Source organism: Klebsiella sp. 1SOBk5mer (genome assembly GCF_046603115.1).
Lineage (GTDB): Bacteria > Pseudomonadota > Gammaproteobacteria > Enterobacterales > Enterobacteriaceae > Klebsiella > Klebsiella quasipneumoniae.
This window is the reverse complement of the sequence record NZ_JBKIUU010000004.1, coordinates 121,696-140,967: the sequence shown is the minus strand read 5'-3', so window position 1 is coordinate 140,967 and position 19,272 is coordinate 121,696. Positions and strand designations below refer to the sequence as shown.

General features: G+C 58.6%; 20 protein-coding genes and 1 other RNA gene. 7 read left to right on the top strand and 14 right to left on the bottom strand.

Features of this window, described 5'->3' with window-relative positions:
* Positions 1-42 precede the first annotated feature (42 nt).
* Positions 43-1,470 carry a PLP-dependent aminotransferase family protein gene (locus ACLH1U_RS11700; protein WP_032453861.1) on the top strand — a complete coding sequence of 476 codons (1,428 nt, stop codon included), beginning with the start codon at positions 43-45 and terminating at the stop codon, positions 1,468-1,470.
* A gap of 134 nt (positions 1,471-1,604) precedes the next feature.
* On the opposite strand, the gene ACLH1U_RS11695 is transcribed toward ACLH1U_RS11700, so the two are convergent.
* From ACLH1U_RS11695 to ffs, 3 genes are all read right to left on the bottom strand, one after another.
* Entirely contained in the window at positions 1,605-1,820 is a 216-nt protein-coding gene (locus ACLH1U_RS11695; protein ID WP_004142688.1) for a hypothetical protein, read from the bottom strand.
* Entirely contained in the window at positions 1,817-2,074 is a 258-nt protein-coding gene (locus tag ACLH1U_RS11690) for a hypothetical protein (RefSeq protein WP_023288627.1), read from the bottom strand. Before ACLH1U_RS11690 ends, ACLH1U_RS11695 begins: the two co-directional genes overlap by 4 nt.
* 309 nt (positions 2,075-2,383) lie before the next feature.
* An RNA gene (gene ffs / locus ACLH1U_RS11685) (signal recognition particle sRNA small type) lies at positions 2,384-2,480 on the bottom strand.
* A 241-nt stretch (positions 2,481-2,721) separates the two neighbouring features.
* On the opposite strand from ffs, the gene ACLH1U_RS11680 reads away from it, so the two are divergent.
* Both ACLH1U_RS11680 and ACLH1U_RS11675 read left to right on the top strand, forming a co-directional pair.
* Positions 2,722-3,129 carry a hypothetical protein gene (locus ACLH1U_RS11680; RefSeq protein ID WP_032453860.1) on the top strand — a complete coding sequence of 136 codons (408 nt, stop codon included), beginning with the start codon at positions 2,722-2,724 and terminating at the stop codon, positions 3,127-3,129.
* Positions 3,130-3,194: 65 nt separating this feature from the next.
* The gene (locus ACLH1U_RS11675) at positions 3,195-3,506 is read left to right on the top strand and encodes an MGMT family protein (RefSeq protein WP_411299254.1); all 312 of its coding nucleotides are present in this window, start codon (positions 3,195-3,197) and stop codon (positions 3,504-3,506) included.
* Positions 3,507-3,543: 37 nt separating this feature from the next.
* Here ACLH1U_RS11675 and ACLH1U_RS11670 read toward each other — a convergent pair whose 3' ends face one another.
* On the bottom strand, positions 3,544-4,035 hold the full coding sequence (locus ACLH1U_RS11670) for a YbaY family lipoprotein (RefSeq protein WP_023288625.1): 492 nt from the start codon (positions 4,033-4,035) through the stop codon (positions 3,544-3,546).
* Positions 4,036-4,251: 216 nt separating this feature from the next.
* On the opposite strand from ACLH1U_RS11670, the gene tesB reads away from it, so the two are divergent.
* Positions 4,252-5,115, top strand: coding sequence for an acyl-CoA thioesterase II (gene tesB / locus ACLH1U_RS11665; RefSeq protein WP_032453859.1), 864 nt, complete (start codon positions 4,252-4,254; stop codon positions 5,113-5,115).
* A 51-nt stretch (positions 5,116-5,166) separates the two neighbouring features.
* Here the strand turns inward: tesB and amtB are convergent, their stop codons facing one another.
* From amtB to ACLH1U_RS11640, 5 genes are all read right to left on the bottom strand, one after another.
* Entirely contained in the window at positions 5,167-6,453 is a 1,287-nt protein-coding gene (gene amtB / locus ACLH1U_RS11660) for an ammonium transporter AmtB (RefSeq protein WP_004204781.1), read from the bottom strand.
* Positions 6,454-6,486: 33 nt separating this feature from the next.
* Positions 6,487-6,825, bottom strand: a complete 339-nt coding sequence (gene glnK / locus ACLH1U_RS11655) for a P-II family nitrogen regulator (RefSeq protein WP_002891893.1) — start codon at positions 6,823-6,825, stop codon at positions 6,487-6,489.
* Positions 6,826-7,068: 243 nt separating this feature from the next.
* Positions 7,069-8,847: a SmdB family multidrug efflux ABC transporter permease/ATP-binding protein gene (locus ACLH1U_RS11650; RefSeq protein WP_032453858.1), complete on the bottom strand. Its 1,779-nt coding sequence runs from the start codon at positions 8,845-8,847 to the stop codon at positions 7,069-7,071.
* Positions 8,840-10,612 (bottom strand): SmdA family multidrug ABC transporter permease/ATP-binding protein, encoded by a 1,773-nt coding sequence (locus ACLH1U_RS11645; protein WP_023288622.1) that lies wholly within the window; start codon positions 10,610-10,612, stop codon positions 8,840-8,842. The genes ACLH1U_RS11650 and ACLH1U_RS11645 overlap by 8 nt, the downstream gene beginning before the upstream one ends.
* A gap of 43 nt (positions 10,613-10,655) precedes the next feature.
* Complete coding sequence (locus tag ACLH1U_RS11640; protein ID WP_004204786.1) at positions 10,656-11,114, bottom strand: Lrp/AsnC family transcriptional regulator; 459 nt, start codon at positions 11,112-11,114, stop codon at positions 10,656-10,658.
* A 115-nt stretch (positions 11,115-11,229) separates the two neighbouring features.
* On the opposite strand from ACLH1U_RS11640, the gene ACLH1U_RS11635 reads away from it, so the two are divergent.
* Complete coding sequence (locus ACLH1U_RS11635; RefSeq protein ID WP_023288621.1) at positions 11,230-12,282, top strand: PLP-dependent cysteine synthase family protein; 1,053 nt, start codon at positions 11,230-11,232, stop codon at positions 12,280-12,282.
* A 44-nt stretch (positions 12,283-12,326) separates the two neighbouring features.
* Here ACLH1U_RS11635 and cof read toward each other — a convergent pair whose 3' ends face one another.
* Positions 12,327-13,145, bottom strand: coding sequence for an HMP-PP phosphatase (cof, locus tag ACLH1U_RS11630; RefSeq protein WP_044521268.1), 819 nt, complete (start codon positions 13,143-13,145; stop codon positions 12,327-12,329).
* 127 nt (positions 13,146-13,272) lie between these two features.
* On the opposite strand from cof, the gene ACLH1U_RS11625 reads away from it, so the two are divergent.
* A complete protein-coding gene (locus ACLH1U_RS11625; protein WP_085551207.1) occupies positions 13,273-14,970 on the top strand; it encodes an SgrR family transcriptional regulator in 1,698 nt (565 codons plus the stop codon).
* Positions 14,971-15,036: 66 nt separating this feature from the next.
* Positions 15,037-15,738, top strand: a complete 702-nt coding sequence (queC, locus tag ACLH1U_RS11620) for a 7-cyano-7-deazaguanine synthase QueC (protein ID WP_085551208.1) — start codon at positions 15,037-15,039, stop codon at positions 15,736-15,738.
* Positions 15,739-15,866: 128 nt separating this feature from the next.
* Here the strand turns inward: queC and ACLH1U_RS11615 are convergent, their stop codons facing one another.
* From ACLH1U_RS11615 to hupB, 4 genes are all read right to left on the bottom strand, one after another.
* Positions 15,867-16,268 carry a YbgC/FadM family acyl-CoA thioesterase gene (locus ACLH1U_RS11615; RefSeq protein ID WP_023288617.1) on the bottom strand — a complete coding sequence of 134 codons (402 nt, stop codon included), beginning with the start codon at positions 16,266-16,268 and terminating at the stop codon, positions 15,867-15,869.
* Between the two features lie 111 nt (positions 16,269-16,379).
* Entirely contained in the window at positions 16,380-16,748 is a 369-nt protein-coding gene (locus tag ACLH1U_RS11610) for a helix-hairpin-helix domain-containing protein (RefSeq protein WP_023288616.1), read from the bottom strand.
* A 148-nt stretch (positions 16,749-16,896) separates the two neighbouring features.
* Positions 16,897-18,771: a peptidylprolyl isomerase gene (gene ppiD / locus ACLH1U_RS11605; RefSeq protein WP_032453854.1), complete on the bottom strand. Its 1,875-nt coding sequence runs from the start codon at positions 18,769-18,771 to the stop codon at positions 16,897-16,899.
* Positions 18,772-18,985: 214 nt separating this feature from the next.
* Positions 18,986-19,258: a nucleoid-associated protein HU-beta gene (hupB, locus tag ACLH1U_RS11600; RefSeq protein WP_002444653.1), complete on the bottom strand. Its 273-nt coding sequence runs from the start codon at positions 19,256-19,258 to the stop codon at positions 18,986-18,988.
* Between the last annotated feature and the right edge of the window lie 14 nt (positions 19,259-19,272).

Genomic DNA, 19,272 nt, shown 5'->3' with positions numbered 1-19,272 from the left:
TGGACTGATAATTAATGGCCAGTTTTGGAAAAGTGGATCGCTATGTCAGCCCGACGCTTTGGAACACAGTCCCTGGTACGCCTGCTTGGCAACTGGCAGGAGTCCAGTTCCCGCACACCGCTATGGCGCCAGCTGGCGGAAGCGCTCCGCCTGCTGATCCTCGATGGCCGTCTGACGCTACAGACGCGCCTGCCCGGCGAGCGCGAGCTGGCGGCGGCCCTCAACGTCAGCCGGACGACCATCGCCAGCGCCCTCGGCCAGCTGCGGGAGGAGGGGTTTCTCCATAGCCGCCAGGGGAGCGGGTCGCGCATTGTCCTGCCGGAACGCCCTGCCGATCTGCCGCCGCCCTCTGCGACCCCCTCGACGATCAATCTCTCTACCGCTGCCCTCAGCGCCGGTCCGGAGGTCCATCAGGCCTTCCAGCACGCCATGACCCTGCTGCCGCCCTATCTCACCCAGACCGGCTACGATCAGCAGGGGCTCCCGGTGCTGCGGGAAGCGATTGCCCGGCGATACAGCGAACGTGGCCTGCCGACGCGGCCCGATGAAGTGATGGTGGTCAACGGCGCGCTCAGCGCCTTCGCGCTGATCCTGCGTCTGTTCACCGGCCCCGGTGACCGGGTGGTCATTGACGCCCCGACCTATCCAATGGCCATCAGCGCCATTCAGGGCGCCTCCTGCCGGCCCGTCGGGGTCGCACTCCCCCAGCAGGGATGGGACTGCGATGGATTAGCGGCGACCATTGCGCAGACCGCGCCGCGTCTGGCATGGCTGATGCCGGATTTTCACAACCCTACCGGGCGCTGTATGGATGCCCCTACCCGCCAGCGGGTCGCGGACATCGCGGCCAGGACGCGAACAACGCTGGTGATCGATGAGACCATGGTCGACCTCTGGTATAACGCCCCGCCCCCGCCGCCGCTGGCCTGCTTTAATCCCGACGCCGCGGTGATCACTATCGGTTCGGCCGGGAAAAGTTTCTGGGGGGGACTGCGCATCGGCTGGATCCGCGCCAGCGCGCGAACGATCGCCTCGCTGATTCAGGCCCGCGACTCTCTGGACCTGGGTACGCCGCTGCTGGAGCAGTTGGCCTGCAGCTGGCTGCTGGCAAACGCCGCCACGCTGCTACCGCCGCGACGGGAGATGCTGCAGGCGCGCCGGGACATGTGCGAAGTGCTGATGAAAGAGTATTTTCCCCGCTGGCGCTTTACGCCACCGGAAGGCGGACTCTCTTTTTGGGTGGAACTCCCTGACATGCTGGCCACCCTGTTCTCTGCGCGGGCGGAAAGCCAGGGGATCCATATCGGCACCGGGACGCGGTTTGGTCTGGAGGGCGCGTTCGATCGCTATTTACGTCTGCCGTTTACCTTGCCGGACGAAGCATTGCGCCAGGCCTTCTCCACGCTACAACCATTGTGGCATAGCCTTGCAGAACAGCGGGAAAATACGCGTTTGCGGAAAATAATATAAGAAAATATCGACGGGCTGGCTTCAGCCCGTCAAAAGTCCGTCATCCATGAGGTATATGAGATGTTTTTATAAAATTGCCTGAGTATCCTGCCATCTGGTTATGGCAACCCGGTGACGGAAATAAGGCAATTTCATTAATGCTGGCGCGGAATAGGAAACCCTTTCAGGGAAATAATAAAGCCATCTTCATCTTTTTTAATTTTAGCGCCGGTGTCACACCAGTCGGAGGCAATGCGAAAGAACTCATCACTACCGATATTCCAGTTCAGGCGAACGTGTTTTACGTATCCTGAGCGCAACATATCGCAGGCTTCGCTATAGTTGCTGGCTGTAGAGAATTGTTGTTTCATTTTTTCTTCTTCAGAAGTTTTCTTAATGCTTTGATTTCTTTAGGGGTTAATGGCGTCGCTTCCTCTTCGGTATGCTGGCTGTCAATGTCCTCTTCCGTCACCCCCGCCTCACCTGCTGATGCCTCCAGCTGAAAAGCCAGCTGCAGCAGCTTTTCCGTTGCCGTACCCAGGTTCTCGTTATTCACTTCCGCATAATGACGCAACTTCTCTTTTAACTCAGCGTCAATTTTTACATTCAAAACCACTGTGGTCATAGCTACGCTTCCCGTGCAATAAAATCATCATAATTAATACACGAAGTTAACATGCTGATCCAGAGATATATTTTATAGCATGGATCTGGCAACAAATTCCCAGCAATAAGATGCGCTTTATTTATGACACGAAAATGACATTAATATTGCAGTAGCATTTCAGATTTATGACAAGTCAATATTATGGAATAAAAACGGGTTGTTTTAGCAACAAAAAATAATATGTGATCTGTATCAGGTATTAAATATAGCAGGAATAAAGACCGGGAAAATATAAGGGATATATCATGAGGGCGAAATGGGTGGGGGCCCTGCCAGCTACATCCCGGCACACACGTCGTCTGCTCTGGCTGCTTCCTTCCGGACCTGACCTGGTAAACAGAGTAGCGTTGCGGGAGAACCAACAGAGCCCCCATTGAGAGCGTTGTTACCCAACGCGCTGGCGCATTATCCCTGCTGACCTGGTGAATTGCAAGCGCGCCCCGACTGCCTGCTGGTTTATTGCGCAATAACGCGAATAAAACCAGTCACTCACGCTCAATCTGTGAGAGTGAGAGCGTGCGCTCAGCACACTGCCGGGATATCCACCATACTTATCCACCTCATGTTCTCTTTTATCATCAGCGCATTGTCTCTACGGTAATCGAATGACTGACTCATCACCACAGACCATCACTCTGCCTTTGCCCGCCATTGAAGGGATGACCATCGCCTTTCAGGGGGTGAATTATCTGCGCCCTGAAAAAATGCTCAACTTCGTGACTATCAGTCAGGCGCCGGTGCGGGCGGTCACGCCGCTGGCGCTGCTCTATTCCACCGTCGGCGTGCTGCGTCAGGTGGAACTGCGCAAGCTACCGGTCTACATCAGCGGTCGGGTGGTCTACCCCATCTCGTCGCTGACCATGCCGGGCCTGCGCGCGAAGCTGATCATCAACGCCACCTCGCAGCGGTTAAAATTCCTGGAGAGCCTCATCGCCAGTTCACCTTCCGACAATGTCCATGGCATGCAGATCCTCGGCCTGGCCCTGACGTTCACCGTCGAACAGCCCGCCTGATCTGCAGGCTGTACAGCCTGCAGATCAGCGCTTATGCTGGCGTTTTTCGGGTAACAGGACTAAATATGGATCCGCTCGATACATTTCCCCAACGTGTCTGGCACATTGTGGCGTCAATACCGGAAGGGTATGTCACGACCTATGGCGATGTCGCCAGGCTGGCCGGTTCTCCGCGCGCGGCGCGCCAGGTGGGCGATGTGCTGAAGCGTCTGCCGGAAGGGTCCACTCTGCCCTGGCATCGGGTGGTCAATCGCCATGGCGATATCTCCCTCACCGGCCCCGATCTGCAGCGGCAGCGTCAGGCATTGCTGGCCGAAGGGGTACAGGTCTCCGGCAGCGGCCATATCGATCTCCAGCACTATCGCTGGGTTTACTGAAGACAAAAAAAAGCCCCCATCCGGGGGCTCATCGAGCTTACTGTGCGACAGGCACGGCGGTCTGCTGAACCGGAACCAGCGTCAGGTCGGCATGGGTGCCCCCCTGGTTGATCACCGTCTGCACGGTATCGGTAATGAACATCAGCTGGCCATTAACCGTAATCGCTGCGCTCAACAGAATGCGGGCGTTCGGTTGAATATCTGCCGGGTTGTAAGGCAGGGCAAAGTTAAATGGCGCCTGCTTGCCTTCGGTACGCACCGCTTTTTGCGACAATACGCGGGCTGGCGCATCTGCCAGAGAAGCATCCGACAGGGTCACCGTCAGCACCGCATCCGGCGGTAATGCGATTCTCTGGCGGATATTAATCGTCCCCGTGACGCTCGGCTGCTGCTGCGCCACGCTCAGCGTCGCAATACCGTAAGGGTCGGGTGCGGCTGCCTGAGCGGAAGAACTGGTGGAGTGGTGATTAGCACAGGCGGTCAGCGTCGCGGCGACGGCTAAGGCACTAAACATATAGGCAAATTTCATGATGTTCTCCTTATCATCCCTTTATACCCAGGAGGATGTTCCGCCGCTTCGCCGGCAGGAACTTTCGTGTCGTCAATAAGTGTGGCACAGATCTCAGATTTCTTCCTGTTGACCGGTTGTTATTCAGATTATTACACCCATCGGACCACTTGCGATTCCAGGTTATACTTTGCCACATTACGCGCACGGCGCCGCCATTGTTAATTGAGGATAAGTATGAGTCAGGCACTCTCTAACCTGCTGGCATTATTAGATCTGGAAAAAATTGAGGAAGGGTTGTTCCGTGGACAGAGCGAAGACCTGGGATTGCGCCAGGTTTTTGGCGGCCAGGTGGTGGGCCAGGCGCTGTATGCCGCAAAAGAGACCGTGCCCGTTGAACGTCTGGTGCATTCGTTTCACAGCTACTTTCTGCGCCCCGGCGACAGTCAAAAACCGATCGTCTACGATGTGGAGGTCCTGCGCGACGGCAACAGCTTTAGCGCCCGCCGGGTCGCCGCTATCCAGAACGGGAAGCCGATCTTCTATATGACCGCCTCTTTCCAGGCGCCAGAGCACGGCTATGAGCATCAGAAAGCGATGCCGGACGCCCCCTCCCCTGACGGACTGCCTTCGGAAACCGACATCGCCCGCAAGCTGGCGCATCTCCTGCCGCCGCAGGTGAAAGACAAATTCCTCTGCGATAAGCCGCTGGAGATCCGCCCGGTGGAATTTCATAACCCGATGAAAGGCCATATCGCCGAGCCGGCGCGCCAGGTCTGGCTGCGCGCCAACGGCGCCGTTCCCGACGATCTGCGCATTCATCAGTATCTGCTGGGCTATGCCTCGGACTTTAACTTCCTGCCGGTGGCGCTGCAGCCGCACGGCGTTGGTTTCCTTGAGCCCGGCATGCAGGTCGCCACCATCGACCACTCAATGTGGTTCCATCGGCCGTTTAATATCAATGAATGGCTGCTGTACAGCGTTGAAAGCACCTCGGCCTCCAGCGCCCGCGGCTTCGTTCGCGGCGAGTTTTACACGCAGGATGGCACGCTGGTTGCCTCAACGGTCCAGGAAGGGGTGATGCGCAACCGCAACGCATAAAAAAAGCCTCCCTGACGGGAGGCTTTTTGCTACATGGAGAAGGGTTTTCTGTCAGGCGTTGTAGGCGTTTTCGCCATGGCTGTTGACGTCCAGCCCTTCGCGCTCCTGCTCTTCCGGTACACGCAGCCCTACGGTCATATCCGCCACTTTGTAGCCGATGAAAGCGACGACGCCGGACCAGACCACGGTAATGCCGATACTTTCCAGCTGCACCAGCAGCTGATGGCCCATGGTGACGCCTTCCGCATAACCGACGCCGCCCAGAGACGTCGCCGCGAAGATACCGGTCAGGATGCAGCCGACGATGCCGCAGACGCCGTGGACGCCGAAGACGTCGCAAGGGTCATCCACACGCAGCCAGCGTTTCAGCGCAGTCACGCCCCAGATGCCCGCCAGGCCAGAGGCGATACCGACGATCAGCGCGCCGCCGACACCGATATAACCACACGCCGGCGTAACGCCAACCAGACCAGCAATTGCCCCGGAGCAGGCGCCCAGCAGTGAAGGTTTGCCGCGCAGAGCCCATTCGCCAAAGGTCCACGCCAGGATAGCCGCGGCGGTCGCCACGACGGTGTTAACGAACGCCAGGGCCGCGATTTCATTCGCTGCGCTGGCAGAGCCGGCGTTGAAGCCGAACCAGCCCACATAGAGGATAGCGGTGCCGGTGAACACCATCGGCAGGTTATGCGGTTTGAACGCTTCTTTGCCGAAGCCCACGCGTTTGCCCATCATATAGGCGCCCACCAGCCCGGCGACCGCGGCGTTGATGTGCACAACAGTGCCGCCGGCGAAATCCAGCGCGCCATGGGTCGCCAGCAGACCGCCGCCCCAGACCATATGCGCAATCGGCACGTAGGAGAGCGTCATCCACACCACCACGAAAATCAGCACCGCGGAGAAACGGATACGTTCAGCCAGCGCGCCGACGATCAGCCCGACGGTGATGCAGGCGAACGAGCCCTGGAAGGCGACGTGGATATACTGATAGAAGGTGCCCATCAGCGCTTTCAGTTCAATATTTTTCAGCATTACCCAGTCAAAGCTGCCGAAGAAGCTGCCGCCGGTGCCGAAGGCCAGGGTATAGCCATAAATGACCCACAGTACGCAGACGAGGCCAAAGGTGACAATCACCTGCGTTAGCATGGAAAGAACGTTCTTACCGCGGATCAGCCCGCCGTAAAACAGCGCAATCCCCGGGATAGTCATAAACAGAACCAGCGCGGTGCAAATCATCATAAACGCATTATCGGCTTTGTCCGCCACCGCAGGCGCGGCCATCGCCAGCCCCGGAAGAAGGGCTAACGCCCCCAGACCCGATTTCATTGTTGCCATTTTCATTGTTTCGTTCCCCATCACTGTGTGGTCTGGAAATTACAGTGCCGCTTCGTCAGCTTCGCCGGTACGGATGCGAATGACGCGCTGCAATTCAGCGACAAAAATTTTGCCGTCGCCAATTTTTCCGGTGTAAGCCGCTTTGCTGATGACATCGATAACTTCATCCAGCTGATCGTCGGCGATCGCCACATCAATCTTCACTTTTGGCAGAAAGTTGACGCTATACTCGGCGCCGCGGTAGAGCTCCGCATGACCTTTCTGACGGCCAAATCCTTTGACTTCAGTGACCGTCAGGCCCTGAATGCCGATGGAAGACAAGGCTTCACGCACGTCTTCCAGTTTGAATGGTTTGATTACCACGGTAACCAGCTTCATAAGTCCCCTCCAGTCAGTATTCGGTAATGGCCGCAGCTAACACGATGGATATAAAGCAAGGGCTATGCCAGAAATGAAAAAAGGCCGCTGAGCGGCCCTTTGATGGCAAAAAACAGGCGAGAGGTCAGGCATTAGCCTGCGTAAAGGCGTTTAACGAGCAAAAATGCACCACGGCGGTGCATTTGATGTAACGTTTTTGCACCACGACAGGCCGACCCGCCTTCGCTGCCTGCTGGTGGTGCATCAGGCGCTGAGCGACTCTTCTCTGGCGCTGGCCGCCAGCTCTTCACCAGCCAGCTGTAGCTGATACATCTGCCAGTAGCGGCCTTTCGCCGCCAGCAGTTGCTGATGGTTGCCCCGCTCGACGGCCTGACCGCGATGCAGGACCAGAATGGTATCCGCCTCAACGATGGTCGACAGGCGATGGGCAATGACCACCAGAGTGGTATGCTGGCGAACCTTCGCCAGCGCCTGCTGGATCGCCTGCTCGGTGCCGGAGTCGATGTTCGCCGTCGCCTCATCCAGAATCAGAACCTGCGGGGTCTCCACCAGCACGCGCGCCAGCGCCAGCAGCTGCTTCTGTCCGACGGAGAGATTATTGCCCTGCTCGCCCAGCTGGGTGTACAGGCCGTCGCGCATGCTGCGCGCCACCGCCGCCAGCTGCACCGCCTCCAGCGCTTCCCAGACCTGTGTTTCGCTGATGTCCCGGCCCAGCGCGACGTTGGCGTAGAAGGTATCCGCCAGCACCACCGGATCCTGTTGCACCATCGCGATGCCCCGACGCAACGCGCTGTGGCTGAGAGAAGAGAGCGGCCGGCCATCGATGCGGATCTCCCCGTGGGTTAACGGGTAATAGCCCATCATCAGACTGGCGAGGGTACTCTTCCCACTGCCGGTATGCCCGACCAGCGCCACAAAACTGCGGGAAGGTATATCCAGCGTGATATCCTGGAGGACCAGACGATCCCCGCGGTAGGCAAAGGAGAGATGGTCGATTTCCACCCGACCGCTGCTCAGCGGCGCGTCATCGGCGCCCCACGCCTGGCGCGGACGGTCCATCAATTCGAAAACGCGTTCGCCGGCGACCACCGCCTGCTGCAGCATCGACTGCTGGGTGGTCAGCTCAATGAGCGGCTCGTTGAGGCGTCCGAGATAGCTGATAAACGCGTACAGCACCCCGACCTCAATCGTGCCCGCCGCGCTAAAGCCGAACAGCATCAGCAGCCCGCACAGCACCAGCGAGGAAAAGAGGCTCAGCAGCGGACGCAGCAGAAAACCGTCCAGGCGCAGCGTCTGCATCCGCGCCAGGTAGTGGGCGTAGCTGGCCTCGCGCATCCGTTCGCCAAAGCGCGCCTGCTGGCGGAACTGCTGGATGACCCCCATGCCGTTGATCACTTCGTTAAAGCCATCGTTGATGTCGGCAAGCCAGGCGCGCACCCGGCGCACGATCGGCGTGCTATAGCGCTGATAAATGATCATCACGATCAGCACCGCCGGGAAAATCGCGATCGCCACCAGCGCCATCCGCCAGTCGAGGCTAAACATCGCCACCAGCATCGCGCCGATCAGCGCCGCGCTGCGCAGCACCGTCGCCACTACCGTCACATACAGGTCACGAATGACTTCGGTATCGTTGGTCACGCGTGAGATCAGCTGCCCGACCGGCTGAGTATCAAACTCGCTGAGCGGCTGATGCAGGGCGGCATCCATCACATCGCTGCGTAACTGCTGGACCACGCCGACCGCGGCGCGGTTAAACAGCAGCGACTGGTTATAATGCAGTAGCGCCGCCAGCAGCTGCAGACCGATATAGGCTGCCGCCAGGCCTGCCACCAGCTTCAGCGGCAGAGTCTGTTTCGCCACCATATTGTCGATGAAATAGCTGATAAGCAGCGGGCCGCTCACCTCCGCCGCCGCCGCGATCCACATCATCGCCACCGCGATGGCCAGCGGCTTACGCCACGGTGAACCATAGGCCAGCAGGCGTCTAAGCGTCGGCCAGAGTTCGGTAAAGCTACGCATCCAGGGCCTCCTCTTGCTCCTGGGGAACCTCGTCGAGCGCGGCTTCCAGCTGCTGATACCGATACATGTCGCGGTACCAGCCGGGCTGCACCGCCAGCGCCTCATGGCGGCCGCGCTGGGCGACATGCCCATGCTGCAGCACCAGGATTTCGCTGGCCTCAGTCAGCGCCGACAGGCGGTGGGCGCTGATGATCACCGTCCGCCCCTCTCCCCACTGGCGCAGGTTATGCAGGATCTGGTGTTCGGTGCGGCCATCCACCGCGGATAAAGCATCATCAAGGATCAGAATTTCGGCCTCCAGCAGCAGGGCGCGGGCAATCGAGATGCGCTGTTTCTGGCCGCCGGAGAGCATCACGCCGCGCTCGCCCACTTCGGTATCGTACCCCTGGGGCAGACGCAGAATGTCGTCATGCACGCTGGCCAGCCGCGCCACCCGCTCAATCTGTTCCGGCGTCGCGTCCGGTTTTCCCAGCGCGATATTATTGGCGACGGTATCGGAGAATAAAAACGGCGTCTGATTGACCACCGCCAGCCGTTCGCGCCAGCTGTCGAGCTGCAGACGCGGTAGCGGCAGATCGTGAAAGCGGATCTCGCCGCTGGTGACGTCAAAATGGCGCTGCAGCAGGGCCAGAATGGTGCTTTTGCCAGCGCCCGTCGGCCCGCAGATGCCCAGCATTTGCCCCGGCTGCAGGGTAAAATTAACCTGTTCCAGCGAAGGCTTGCTCGCCTGCGGATAGATGAAATCGCGGATAGCGACCTGCAGGACGCCGCGGCCAGCCGGTACCGTCTCGGTCCCGTCGTCCACCGCCGGCGCCTCTTCGAGCATGGTGCGAATACGGCCATAGGCCGCGCTACCGCGCTCCACGATGTTAAACATCCACGCCAGCGCCAGCATCGGCCAGATCATCAGACCAAGGTACATCACAAAGCTGGTGAGCTGACCCAGCGTCAGGCTACCGTGGATCACCATCCAGCTGCCGCCGCCGATGGCCAGCAGATTCGCCGCCCCGATGGCGATATAGATAGTAGGGTCGAAGCGAGCGTCAATGCGCGCCACGCGCATATTTTTCGCTCCGGTATCGGCCGCATCGGCGGCAAACTGCGCCGACTGGCGATCCTCCAGCCCGAACGCCTTAATCATGCGGATGCTGGTCAGACTCTCCTGCGTGCGATCGTTGAGGCTGGAAAAGGCCGCCTGGGCAACGCGAAAACGTTCGTGAAGGGCATCGCCGTTGCGTTTGATCGCCAGGGCCATCAGCGGCATCGGCAGCAGCGCCAGCAGGGTGAGCTGCCAGCTAATCTGCGTCGACATCACAATCAACACCGCACAGCCCATCACCAGGGAATCCACCAGGGTTAACACCCCTTCACCGGCGGCAAACACCACCCGGTCCACGTCGTTGGTGGCGCGGGCGATCAGATCCCCGGTGCGATGGCGCAAATAGAACGCCGGATGCTGGCGGCTCAGCTGCCGGTAAAAGTCTTCCCGCAGTTCAACCGCCAGCTGGTAAGAGGCGCCGAACAGCAGCACGCGCCAGACATAGCGCAGCAGGTAAACCATCACCGCGATCAGCACCAGCGCGCCGATCCACATCCACACCTTCTCCGCGGTGTAATGTTGTTGCGTCACGCCGTCGACCACAATGCCCACCACCTTCGGCGGAACAAGCTGCAGGACGGCAATAATGGCCAGCAGGGCAATGGCGCCAAGATAGCGGCGCCACTCCCGGCGGAAATACCAGCTGAGTTGTGCAAATAATCGCAAGCAGTAAGATCCTGATTTTGTTATGGGTTACGGCGCAATACCGTTATTCGACAGGCAAGGCGGTGGTGTATTTTATCTGTTCCATGGCAAAACTCGAAGTGACATCCGACAGCCCCGGCACGCTGTTCACCAAACGTTTATAAAAGTCGTCATAGCGCTTCATATCGGCCACCTGCACCCGCAGCAGATAGTCATACTCCCCTGCCATCCGCCAGAAGCCGAGCACTTCAGCCATCTGCGTCACTTCGCTCACAAAATGGCAATACCAGTCGCTGCTGTGATGTTGGGTCTTGATCAGGACAAACGCCGTCAGCCCCAGCCCCACCTTTTCCGCATCCAGTAAGGCGACGCGCCCGCGGAGAATACCCTCATCCTCGAGTCGTTTCAGGCGTTTCCAGCAAGGGGTCGTGGTCAGATTAACGGCATCAGCCAGCGCCTGCAAAGAGAGGGTGCAATCTTCCTGCAGCAGCGCCAGCAGCTTACGGTCAATTTTATCTAACATAAGGCCACCAGAGAGAATAATTTACTCCCGCAATTGTAATTGAAAGGCTAAATAGCAACAATTTTTCCCGCACAATCCGCTAAGCTGGGCACAAAATGACAAACAGGAATCCGAGATGAATAGCGCCTGGGTAAAACACGCCATTAGTGAAATTAACGCCGACTATCAGCGTTCCGCCGATACACACCTGATTCGCCTGGCGCTGCCTGGTTTTCCCGGGATCCCGATTTATCTGAAGGATGAAAGTACGCATCCGACCGGTAGCCTCAAACACCGTCTGGCGCGGTCGCTGTTTCTCTATGGCCTGTGCAACGGCTGGATCAAAGAAGGCACTACGATTATCGAATCGTCTTCGGGTTCGACCGCGGTTTCTGAAGCCTATTTCGCCCGCCTGCTGGGGCTGCCGTTTATCGCCGTGATGCCCTCCTGCACCGCCAGACGCAAAATCGAACAGATCGAGTTCTACGGCGGACGCTGTCATTTTGTGCAGAACGCCTGCGAAATCTACGCGGCTTCCGAAACGCTGGCGCGCGAGCTGAACGGTCACTATATGGATCAGTTTACCTTCGCCGAGCGGGCCACCGACTGGCGCGGCAATAACAATATCGCCGACAGTATTTTCCGCCAGATGAGCCATGAGCCGCACCCGCAGCCATCGTGGATCGTGATGAGCGCCGGCACCGGCGGCACCTCAGCGACCATTGGCCGCTATATTCGCAGCCAGGGTTACGAGACGCAGCTGATGGTTGTCGACCCGCAAAATTCGGTGTTCCTCGATTACTGGCAGACTCGCGACGCCAGCCTGCGCAGCCCGGTTGGCAGCAAAATTGAAGGCATCGGCCGCCCGCGCGTCGAGCCATCATTTATTCCCGACGTTGTCGATGAGATGCTGCGCGTGCCGGATGCGGCGAGCGTGGCCACTGCTTTGTGGCTGGAAACGCAGCTTGGACGAAAAGTCGGCGCCTCGACCGGGACCAATATGTGGGGGGTGCTGCAGCTGGCCGCGCGGATGCGCGAGGAAGGACGCACGGGTTCTCTCGTGACCCTGCTGTGCGACAGCGGCGAGCGTTATCTGGAAAGCTATTACAACCCACAGTGGGTGGCGGCCAACATCGGCGATATCGCCCCCTGGCAGGCGGAGCTCGCCCGGCTGGTCGGCAGAACATAAAAAAAGCCAGATAAAATGCTATCTGGCTTGCTGGAAGGGTCTCTCTATTCGGGGGAATAAGGAAGATCAGGATTATCCAGCCAATGCGTTAAAAAATGGGAGACCGCCTGATGCCGGCAGTCGCCGATAACCGGGAGATGCGGCAGCTCGGCTTTCAGCTGCGGCATCGCGTTGCCCATGATGAACCCCCGCCCGACGCTGCGAAGCATCTCGCGATCGTTCATCGCATCGCCGAAGGCCATGCACTCCTGTAGGGTGAGGCCCAGGTGCTGGCTCAGCCTCGCCAGCGCCGCGCCTTTATTGCAGCCAACCGGCAGCACTTCCAGACAGTCCATCGCCGAGAAGCAGAGAAACGCGCGCTGGCCCAGCGCCTCATTCAGTTGGATCCGCAGTCGGCGCAGATCGTCATGATCGCCGCAGAAGCAGATCTTGGTGACATGATGCGCCGACATACGTTTCGGATCGCACAGTTGATAGCGAAACCCGCTAAAGACATGCGCCTTCAGAAGCTCAGGCCTTGCCTGGCCGGTGAACCAACCGCCGTCATTAAACACGTGCATGCTGGCCCGGGTATCCCATCGACTATGCAGCACTTCTTCCGCTACCTCGGGATTGAGATCCTGACGGTACAGCTCCTCCCCTTCCAGCGAGTGGATGCGCGTCCCGTTGCCCGTGATCAGAAAGGCGTCCAGGGAAAACTCACCCATCACATGGTGCATCTCCAGCGCATGGCGGCCGGTGGCGAACGTCAGGGTGATATCGCGTTCCCGCAGCCGTTTAAGCGCGGTGAGCGTCTTTTCTCCGAGACGATGGTCCGGCATCAGCAAGGTGCCGTCCATATCAAATGCTGCCAGTTTTGCCATGGTGTTTTCCCCAATGTGTGATGGGCTTCGCTTGTGCTGCAGTATCACCTGGGATATACGGAAGTAATAGTGAATAGATAATATAAATTGTTCCGGGTTTATTACGGCCCGGTGGACGACAGCGCTTATGCGACTCTTACACCGTTTAAATCAGTACCAGCGGCTGTGGCAACCCTCAGCCGGGGCGCCGCAGCAGGTCACCGTCGGCGAACTGGCGGAACGCTGTTTTTGCAGCGAACGCCATGTCCGTACCCTGCTGCGTCAGGCGCAAGAGGCCGGATGGTTAAGCTGGCAGGCCCGCTCCGGGCGCGGCAAGCGCGGACTGCTCTCTTTTTATAAAACGCCGGAACGTCTGCGCAATGAGATGATGGAGCTGGCGCTGCATAAAGGTCAGCAGCAAAACGCGCTGGAGCTGGCGCAGCTGGCCCCGGTGGAGCTGAAAGCCCTGCTCCACCCCTTTCTGGGCGGTCAGTGGCAAAACAATACCCCAACGCTGCGTATTCCATACTATCGCCCGCTGGAGCCGCTACGCCCCGGCTTTCTGCCCGGACGCGCCGAGCAGCATCTGGCCGGGCAGATCTATGCCGGGCTGACGCGCTTCGACGAAGGCGACACTATGCCGATCGGCGATCTGGCGCACCACTGGCAGGTCTCCCCTGACGGCCTGCGCTGGCAGTTTTATATCCGCTCCACGCTGTGCTGGCACAACGGCGATGCAGTGGAAACCGCACAGCTGCGGCAGCGCTTACTGCTGCTGCTGGATCTGCCCGCCTTGCGGACCCTCTTCGCCAGCATCAGCCACATCAATGTCACTCACGCCCAGTGCCTCACCATCACGCTGCATCGCCCTGACTACTGGCTGCCGTTCCGCCTCGCCAGCTATTGCAGCGTGCTGGCCCATCCTGACGATCCTGCCATCGGCTGCGGACCGTTCCGCCTGAAGCGGTTTAGTCCGGAACTCGTCCGCCTGGAGAACCATCCCCGCTACCATCTGCGGCATCCGCTGATCCAGGCGGTGGAGTACTGGATCACCCCCCAGCTCTTCGATCGCGATCTCGGGACCAGCTGCCGCCACCCGGTGCAGATCACGATTGGCGATCGCGAAGAGCTCCATAACCTGCGCCAGGTCAGCAACAGCATCAGTCTTGGCTTCTGCTATCTGACCCTGCGTCACAGCCCTCGGCTTAGCAAAGCGCAGGCCCAGCGGCTGGTATCGATAATTCACCGCTCGTCGTTGCTGGAAACGCTGCCGCTCGACGAGGATCTGATTACGCCAAGCCATGAGGTGTTGCCGGGATGGTCCATCCCGCAGGGGCCGGAAAACAGCGCGGTGCCGCTGCCGGCCAGGCTCACGCTGCTCTACCATCTGCCGGTCGAACTCCACGCCATGGCCGAACAGCTGAGACAGCGGCTGGCTGTGCTGGGCTGCGAGCTGACGCTTCTGTTTCATGACGCCAAAAACTGGGAGGGCTGCCAGCATCTGGGGCAGGCCGACCTGATGATGGGCGACCGCCTGATCGGCGAAGCGCCAGAGTATGCCCTGGAGCAGTGGCTGCGCTGCGATATGCTGTGGCCCAATTTGCTGACCGGGGCGCAATATGCCCATCTGCAGGCGACATTAGACGCGGTACAGGCGCAGCCGGAAGCCCGCAGCCGCAACGATGCGCTGCGCAACGTATTTAACAACCTCATGGAAGACGCCATCATGACGCCGCTGTTTAAATACAACTATCGGATCAGCGCCCCGCCGGGTGTCAATGGCTTGCGCCTCAACGCCCGCGGCTGGTTCGACTTCGCCAGCGCCTGGCTGCCGGCGTCGACGTGAGAGAGCTGGTGGTGGCGGGCGTCTGGCGCTACCATATCGCCTTTACTCATTAAGTCAGGAATTGCCATGAAACGCGCCGTAGTTGTCTTCAGCGGAGGACAAGATTCAACCACCTGTCTGGTGCAGGCTCTGCAACAGTATGATGAAGTGCATTGCGTCACTTTTGATTATGGCCAACGCCACCGCGCGGAAATCGACGTTGCGCGCGAACTCGCCCTGAAACTTGGCGCCGTCGCGCATAAAGTGCTGGACGTTACCCTGCTCAATGAACTGGCGGTCAGCAGCCTGACCCGCGATAACATTCCGGTACCGGACTATCAGCCTGATGCCGAGGGCATTCCCAATACTTTTGTCCCGGGGCGCAATATTCTGTTTTTAACCCTGACGGCAATCTACGCCTATCAGGTAAAAGCCGACGCTATCATCACCGGCGTGTGCGAGACCGATTTCTCCGGCTACCCGGACTGCCGCGATGAGTTTGTCAAAGCGCTGCACCACGCCGTCAGCCTTGGGATGGCGAAAGACATTCGCTTTGAAACCCCGCTGATGTGGCTGAACAAAGCCGAGACCTGGGCGCTGGCCGACTACTGGGGTCAGCTGGATCTGGTGCGCCGGGAAACCCTCACCTGCTACAACGGCATTAAGGGCGATGGCTGCGGCCAGTGCGCCGCCTGCAACCTGCGCGCTAACGGGCTCAACCAGTATCTGGCCGATAAGACCGGGGTAATGGCGGTGATGAAGCAAAAAACCGGCTTGACACAGGCATAGCCTCCGAAGAGGTATCTGCCCGAAGCTTCAGTCCAAATTCCCCGGTGGCGCTACGCATACCGGGGCAAGGGGTTGATCACCTTCCGGAGGTCGAGGCGCGCCACCGCCCGGCACGCACGCGACGGTTGTCAGCGCAAGTTCATCTGGTCGAGTTTCTCTCGCAGTTCCCCTTCCAGCGGCAGCGCCTTCTGGGTTTTCAAATCAATACAGACGAAGGTGATCAGCGCATCGGCCACCACCTCGCCATTGGGGTTGAGGGTGACCACCTGGCTGAGCGTGCCGCTTTTGCCGTTGAGTTGCTCCAGTTTGCTGCTCACCGTCAGCACATCGCCCAGGACCGCCGGACGGCGGTAGTTGATATTAATATTCACCACCACGAAGGCGATGTTTTTCTCGGTCATCCACTGAAACGCCGGGCTATTTTCCAGACCATCCCAGCGGGCCTCCTCAAGGAACTCCAGGTAGCGTGCGTTATTCACATGCTGGTAGACGTCCAGATGATAGCCGCGAACTTTAATTTGTGTTTGCATAGCATCAATGCCTTTCTGTTATTGTTGTTTGTGAGGTAAGAGGTCACACCACTTAATGCAACCTCTTTATCCTGGCAAAAAATCACCGCTGTGCAAGCGCTGGCATAAAATTTACAGCGTTAGATGGGCTAAATTCCGCTCCACCAGCGCACTGCCCATCCCCGGGACCTGCTTCAGGTCATCAAGGGTTTTAAACGGCCCGTACTCCTCACGGTAGCTGACAATCGCCTGGGCTTTTTTTAACCCCACGCCATTCAGAGCCTGCGCCAGCTGCTCGGCGCTGGCGTGGTTAATGCTGACTTTGGTCGCCCCGTTGTCGGCCTCGCCGGGTTCCGCTTTCGCTTTCGCCGAAGAGGACGCCGGGACATGCTCTTTGGTTACCACCGCTTTGCCGCTGGCGGGGGCGGCCAGCGCACCCTGTGCGCCTACCGCGAAAACCAGAACGCCCGCGGCCATCAGTGCTTTTATTCCATATTTCATGCTGATATCTCCTTGTGTGTAGACAGCAAGGCTACGATAGCGTCAGTGCGGATGGACGACAAAAGGCAAATCACAGAAATGGAAAGGGCCGCGAAAGCGGCCCCTGAGGATTACATGGTGTTGCGTATTTTTGCGAAACGACACGAAATTACTGCTGCTGGTCGATGCTGTCGCCCAGCTTAATTTTCGCCGCCTTGCGCAGGTTGCTCATCAGCGCTTCGAAAGCGATTTGGGCATTGTTCTGGGTAATCCCCTGAACCATAGCCTTCTTCTGCTCTTCCGGCATGCTGCCTGCTTTCACTTCATCCAGCGCCACCAGCACCACATCGCCTTGCATGTTGCTGCCAACGCCATAGACCGGTTTGCCCTGCTGCGGCAGCGGCAGAGTGAATGCCAGCTGGCTCAGCGGATCCTGGCCGGTACGGGAAAGCGTCTGCGGCGCGCCAAAGCTCAGGCCAGCCGCCTTCATCGCCTCATCGCCTTTGCCGTCTTTCAGCGCCGCCAGCAGCTTATCGGCATCCAGCTTCGCCTGCTGTTCCGCTTTATTGTGCTTAACGATATCGCTGACCTGCGCCTTCACTTCGGCCAGCGGTTTCACCGCCTCGGCTTTGTGCTCGCTGATACGCAGAACAAAGGCGCGATCGCCATCAACGGTAATGATGTCAGAGTTGCTGCCCGGCGCGCCGTTCACACCGACCAGACCGCCGTTGAAGATAGCGTCAGCGACCGGTTTAAAGTTCAGCTCTTCCGGCAGGTTATCGCGGCCAAACCAGCCGGTTTCCACCACCTGCACTCCGGCGACCTGCGCCGCGCCCGCCAGCGATTCATTATCGTTGCTGGCCGCATCGCTCACCTTCTGCTGCAGCGCATAGTAAGCATCCAGCGCTTTCTCCTGCTTCACTTTCGCCGCAATGTCATTGCGCACGTCAGCCAGCGGTTTGACCTGCGCCGGCTGGACGTCGTCCAGACGGGCCACCAGGAAGCCAACCGAGGATTTGATCACCCCGGAGAGCTGGCCTTTCTCTTTCAGGCCGGCCTCTTTCAGCTCAGGCACGGTAGAGGCATCTTCCATCCACCCCATATCGCCGCCGTTGCGGGCAGAAATAATATCGGTCGATTTTTCTTTTGCCAGCGTGGCGAAATCAGCGCCTTTTTGCAGCTCGGCCAGCACCGCTTTCGCGTCGGCTTCAGTTTTAGTCTGAATCACGCTGTAGCGATTACGCTGCGGCTGAGTGAACTGATCTTTATGCTGGTCATACCATGACTGGATTTCTTCGTCAGAGGCGTTTTCCTGCATGCTGGCGGCATCCATCTTGATGTAGCTCACGCGGAACTGCTCCGGCGCCATAAAACGGGCCTGATTCTGCTGCCAGAAAGCGTTGATTTCCTCATCGCTGGCGGTCTGTTTTGCCGCCAGGGCGTTGACGTTGATGGTCGCTTCGCGGACGACACGCTGCTGAGACACCAGCGCCGCCAGCTGATCGGACTCACCCGGCAGCATGAAGTCGGTACCCGCAATGGCGTTAATCAGCTGCTGCGTGGTCAGCTGGTTACGCAGCGCCTGGGCGTACTGATCGGTGGTCATTCCCATCTGGGCGACAATACCGCTGAAACGCTGGTTGTCGAACTTACCGTTCGTCTGGAACGCCTGGGTCTGGAAGATCGCCTGCTTCACCTGCTCATCGCTGATGCTGAGGCCCAGCTCGCGGGCATACTGATCCAGAAGCGACTCATCGATCAGGCGGTTCAGCACCTGCTGGCGCATGGTTTTCATGTAGTTTTCGTTCGCCGCCAGCTCGGAGAACTGGTCGCCAAGCTGCTGCTGCATACGGTTACGTTCGCTGGCGACGGCGTTTTCAAACTGCCCACGGCCAATCTCCTGGCCATTCACTTTTGCGGCATAGTTTTTGCCACCGCCAATCAGGTAACCACTCACCCCGGTCAAAATGAACGAGACGATAATGATACCGAAAATAATCTTGAGCACGACGCTGTTGGCGGCCGTGCGTAGGTTGTCCATCATGGTGTAACAACGCTCCGCTGTAGATGACTTTAGCTCGCGCAGCATAGCACGTGATGGCCGCCGCGCGTGAGGACGTATTTTGACAAGAAAACAGGGTGATTGTCAGCCCACAAGTGGCGATAAACACACATAAAGTGGTCTGAAAAGGCAATAAAAAAGGCACATCTCACGATGCGCCCTTGTACTTCGTCACATTCCCTGACGGGAAAGCCGATCAGTTCACCGCGTCTTTCAGCGCTTTACCAGCACGGAAGCCCGGCACTTTTGCGGCAGCGATAGTAATTTCTTTACCTGTTTGTGGGTTGCGACCAGTACGGGCGGCACGTTCTTTAACAGCAAAGGTACCGAAACCTACCAGCGCAACGTCATCCCCAGCCTGCAGAGATTCAGTAACAGAAGCGATTAAAGCATCTAACGCACGTCCAGCTGCAGCTTTAGAAATGTCCGCACCCGCAGCAATTTTGTCAATCAGTTGAGATTTATTCACTGTTCTCTTCCTCT

Coding starts and splice junctions, on each gene's coding strand:
- ppiD (WP_032453854.1), bottom strand. CDS start 18,771: ATGATGGACAACCTACGCACGGCCGCCAACAGCGTCGTGCTCAAGATT.
- ACLH1U_RS11635 (WP_023288621.1), top strand. CDS start 11,230: ATGAATAGCGCCTGGGTAAAACACGCCATTAGTGAAATTAACGCCGAC.
- amtB (WP_004204781.1), bottom strand. CDS start 6,453: ATGAAAATGGCAACAATGAAATCGGGTCTGGGGGCGTTAGCCCTTCTT.
- ACLH1U_RS11625 (WP_085551207.1), top strand. CDS start 13,273: ATGCGACTCTTACACCGTTTAAATCAGTACCAGCGGCTGTGGCAACCC.
- ACLH1U_RS11680 (WP_032453860.1), top strand. CDS start 2,722: ATGACTGACTCATCACCACAGACCATCACTCTGCCTTTGCCCGCCATT.
- ACLH1U_RS11675 (WP_411299254.1), top strand. CDS start 3,195: ATGGATCCGCTCGATACATTTCCCCAACGTGTCTGGCACATTGTGGCG.
- ACLH1U_RS11615 (WP_023288617.1), bottom strand. CDS start 16,268: ATGCAAACACAAATTAAAGTTCGCGGCTATCATCTGGACGTCTACCAG.
- ACLH1U_RS11640 (WP_004204786.1), bottom strand. CDS start 11,114: ATGTTAGATAAAATTGACCGTAAGCTGCTGGCGCTGCTGCAGGAAGAT.
- ACLH1U_RS11695 (WP_004142688.1), bottom strand. CDS start 1,820: ATGAAACAACAATTCTCTACAGCCAGCAACTATAGCGAAGCCTGCGAT.
- tesB (WP_032453859.1), top strand. CDS start 4,252: ATGAGTCAGGCACTCTCTAACCTGCTGGCATTATTAGATCTGGAAAAA.
- ACLH1U_RS11700 (WP_032453861.1), top strand. CDS start 43: ATGTCAGCCCGACGCTTTGGAACACAGTCCCTGGTACGCCTGCTTGGC.
- ACLH1U_RS11650 (WP_032453858.1), bottom strand. CDS start 8,847: ATGCGTAGCTTTACCGAACTCTGGCCGACGCTTAGACGCCTGCTGGCC.
- queC (WP_085551208.1), top strand. CDS start 15,037: ATGAAACGCGCCGTAGTTGTCTTCAGCGGAGGACAAGATTCAACCACC.
- glnK (WP_002891893.1), bottom strand. CDS start 6,825: ATGAAGCTGGTTACCGTGGTAATCAAACCATTCAAACTGGAAGACGTG.
- ACLH1U_RS11690 (WP_023288627.1), bottom strand. CDS start 2,074: ATGACCACAGTGGTTTTGAATGTAAAAATTGACGCTGAGTTAAAAGAG.
- ACLH1U_RS11610 (WP_023288616.1), bottom strand. CDS start 16,748: ATGAAATATGGAATAAAAGCACTGATGGCCGCGGGCGTTCTGGTTTTC.
- cof (WP_044521268.1), bottom strand. CDS start 13,145: ATGGCAAAACTGGCAGCATTTGATATGGACGGCACCTTGCTGATGCCG.
- ACLH1U_RS11670 (WP_023288625.1), bottom strand. CDS start 4,035: ATGAAATTTGCCTATATGTTTAGTGCCTTAGCCGTCGCCGCGACGCTG.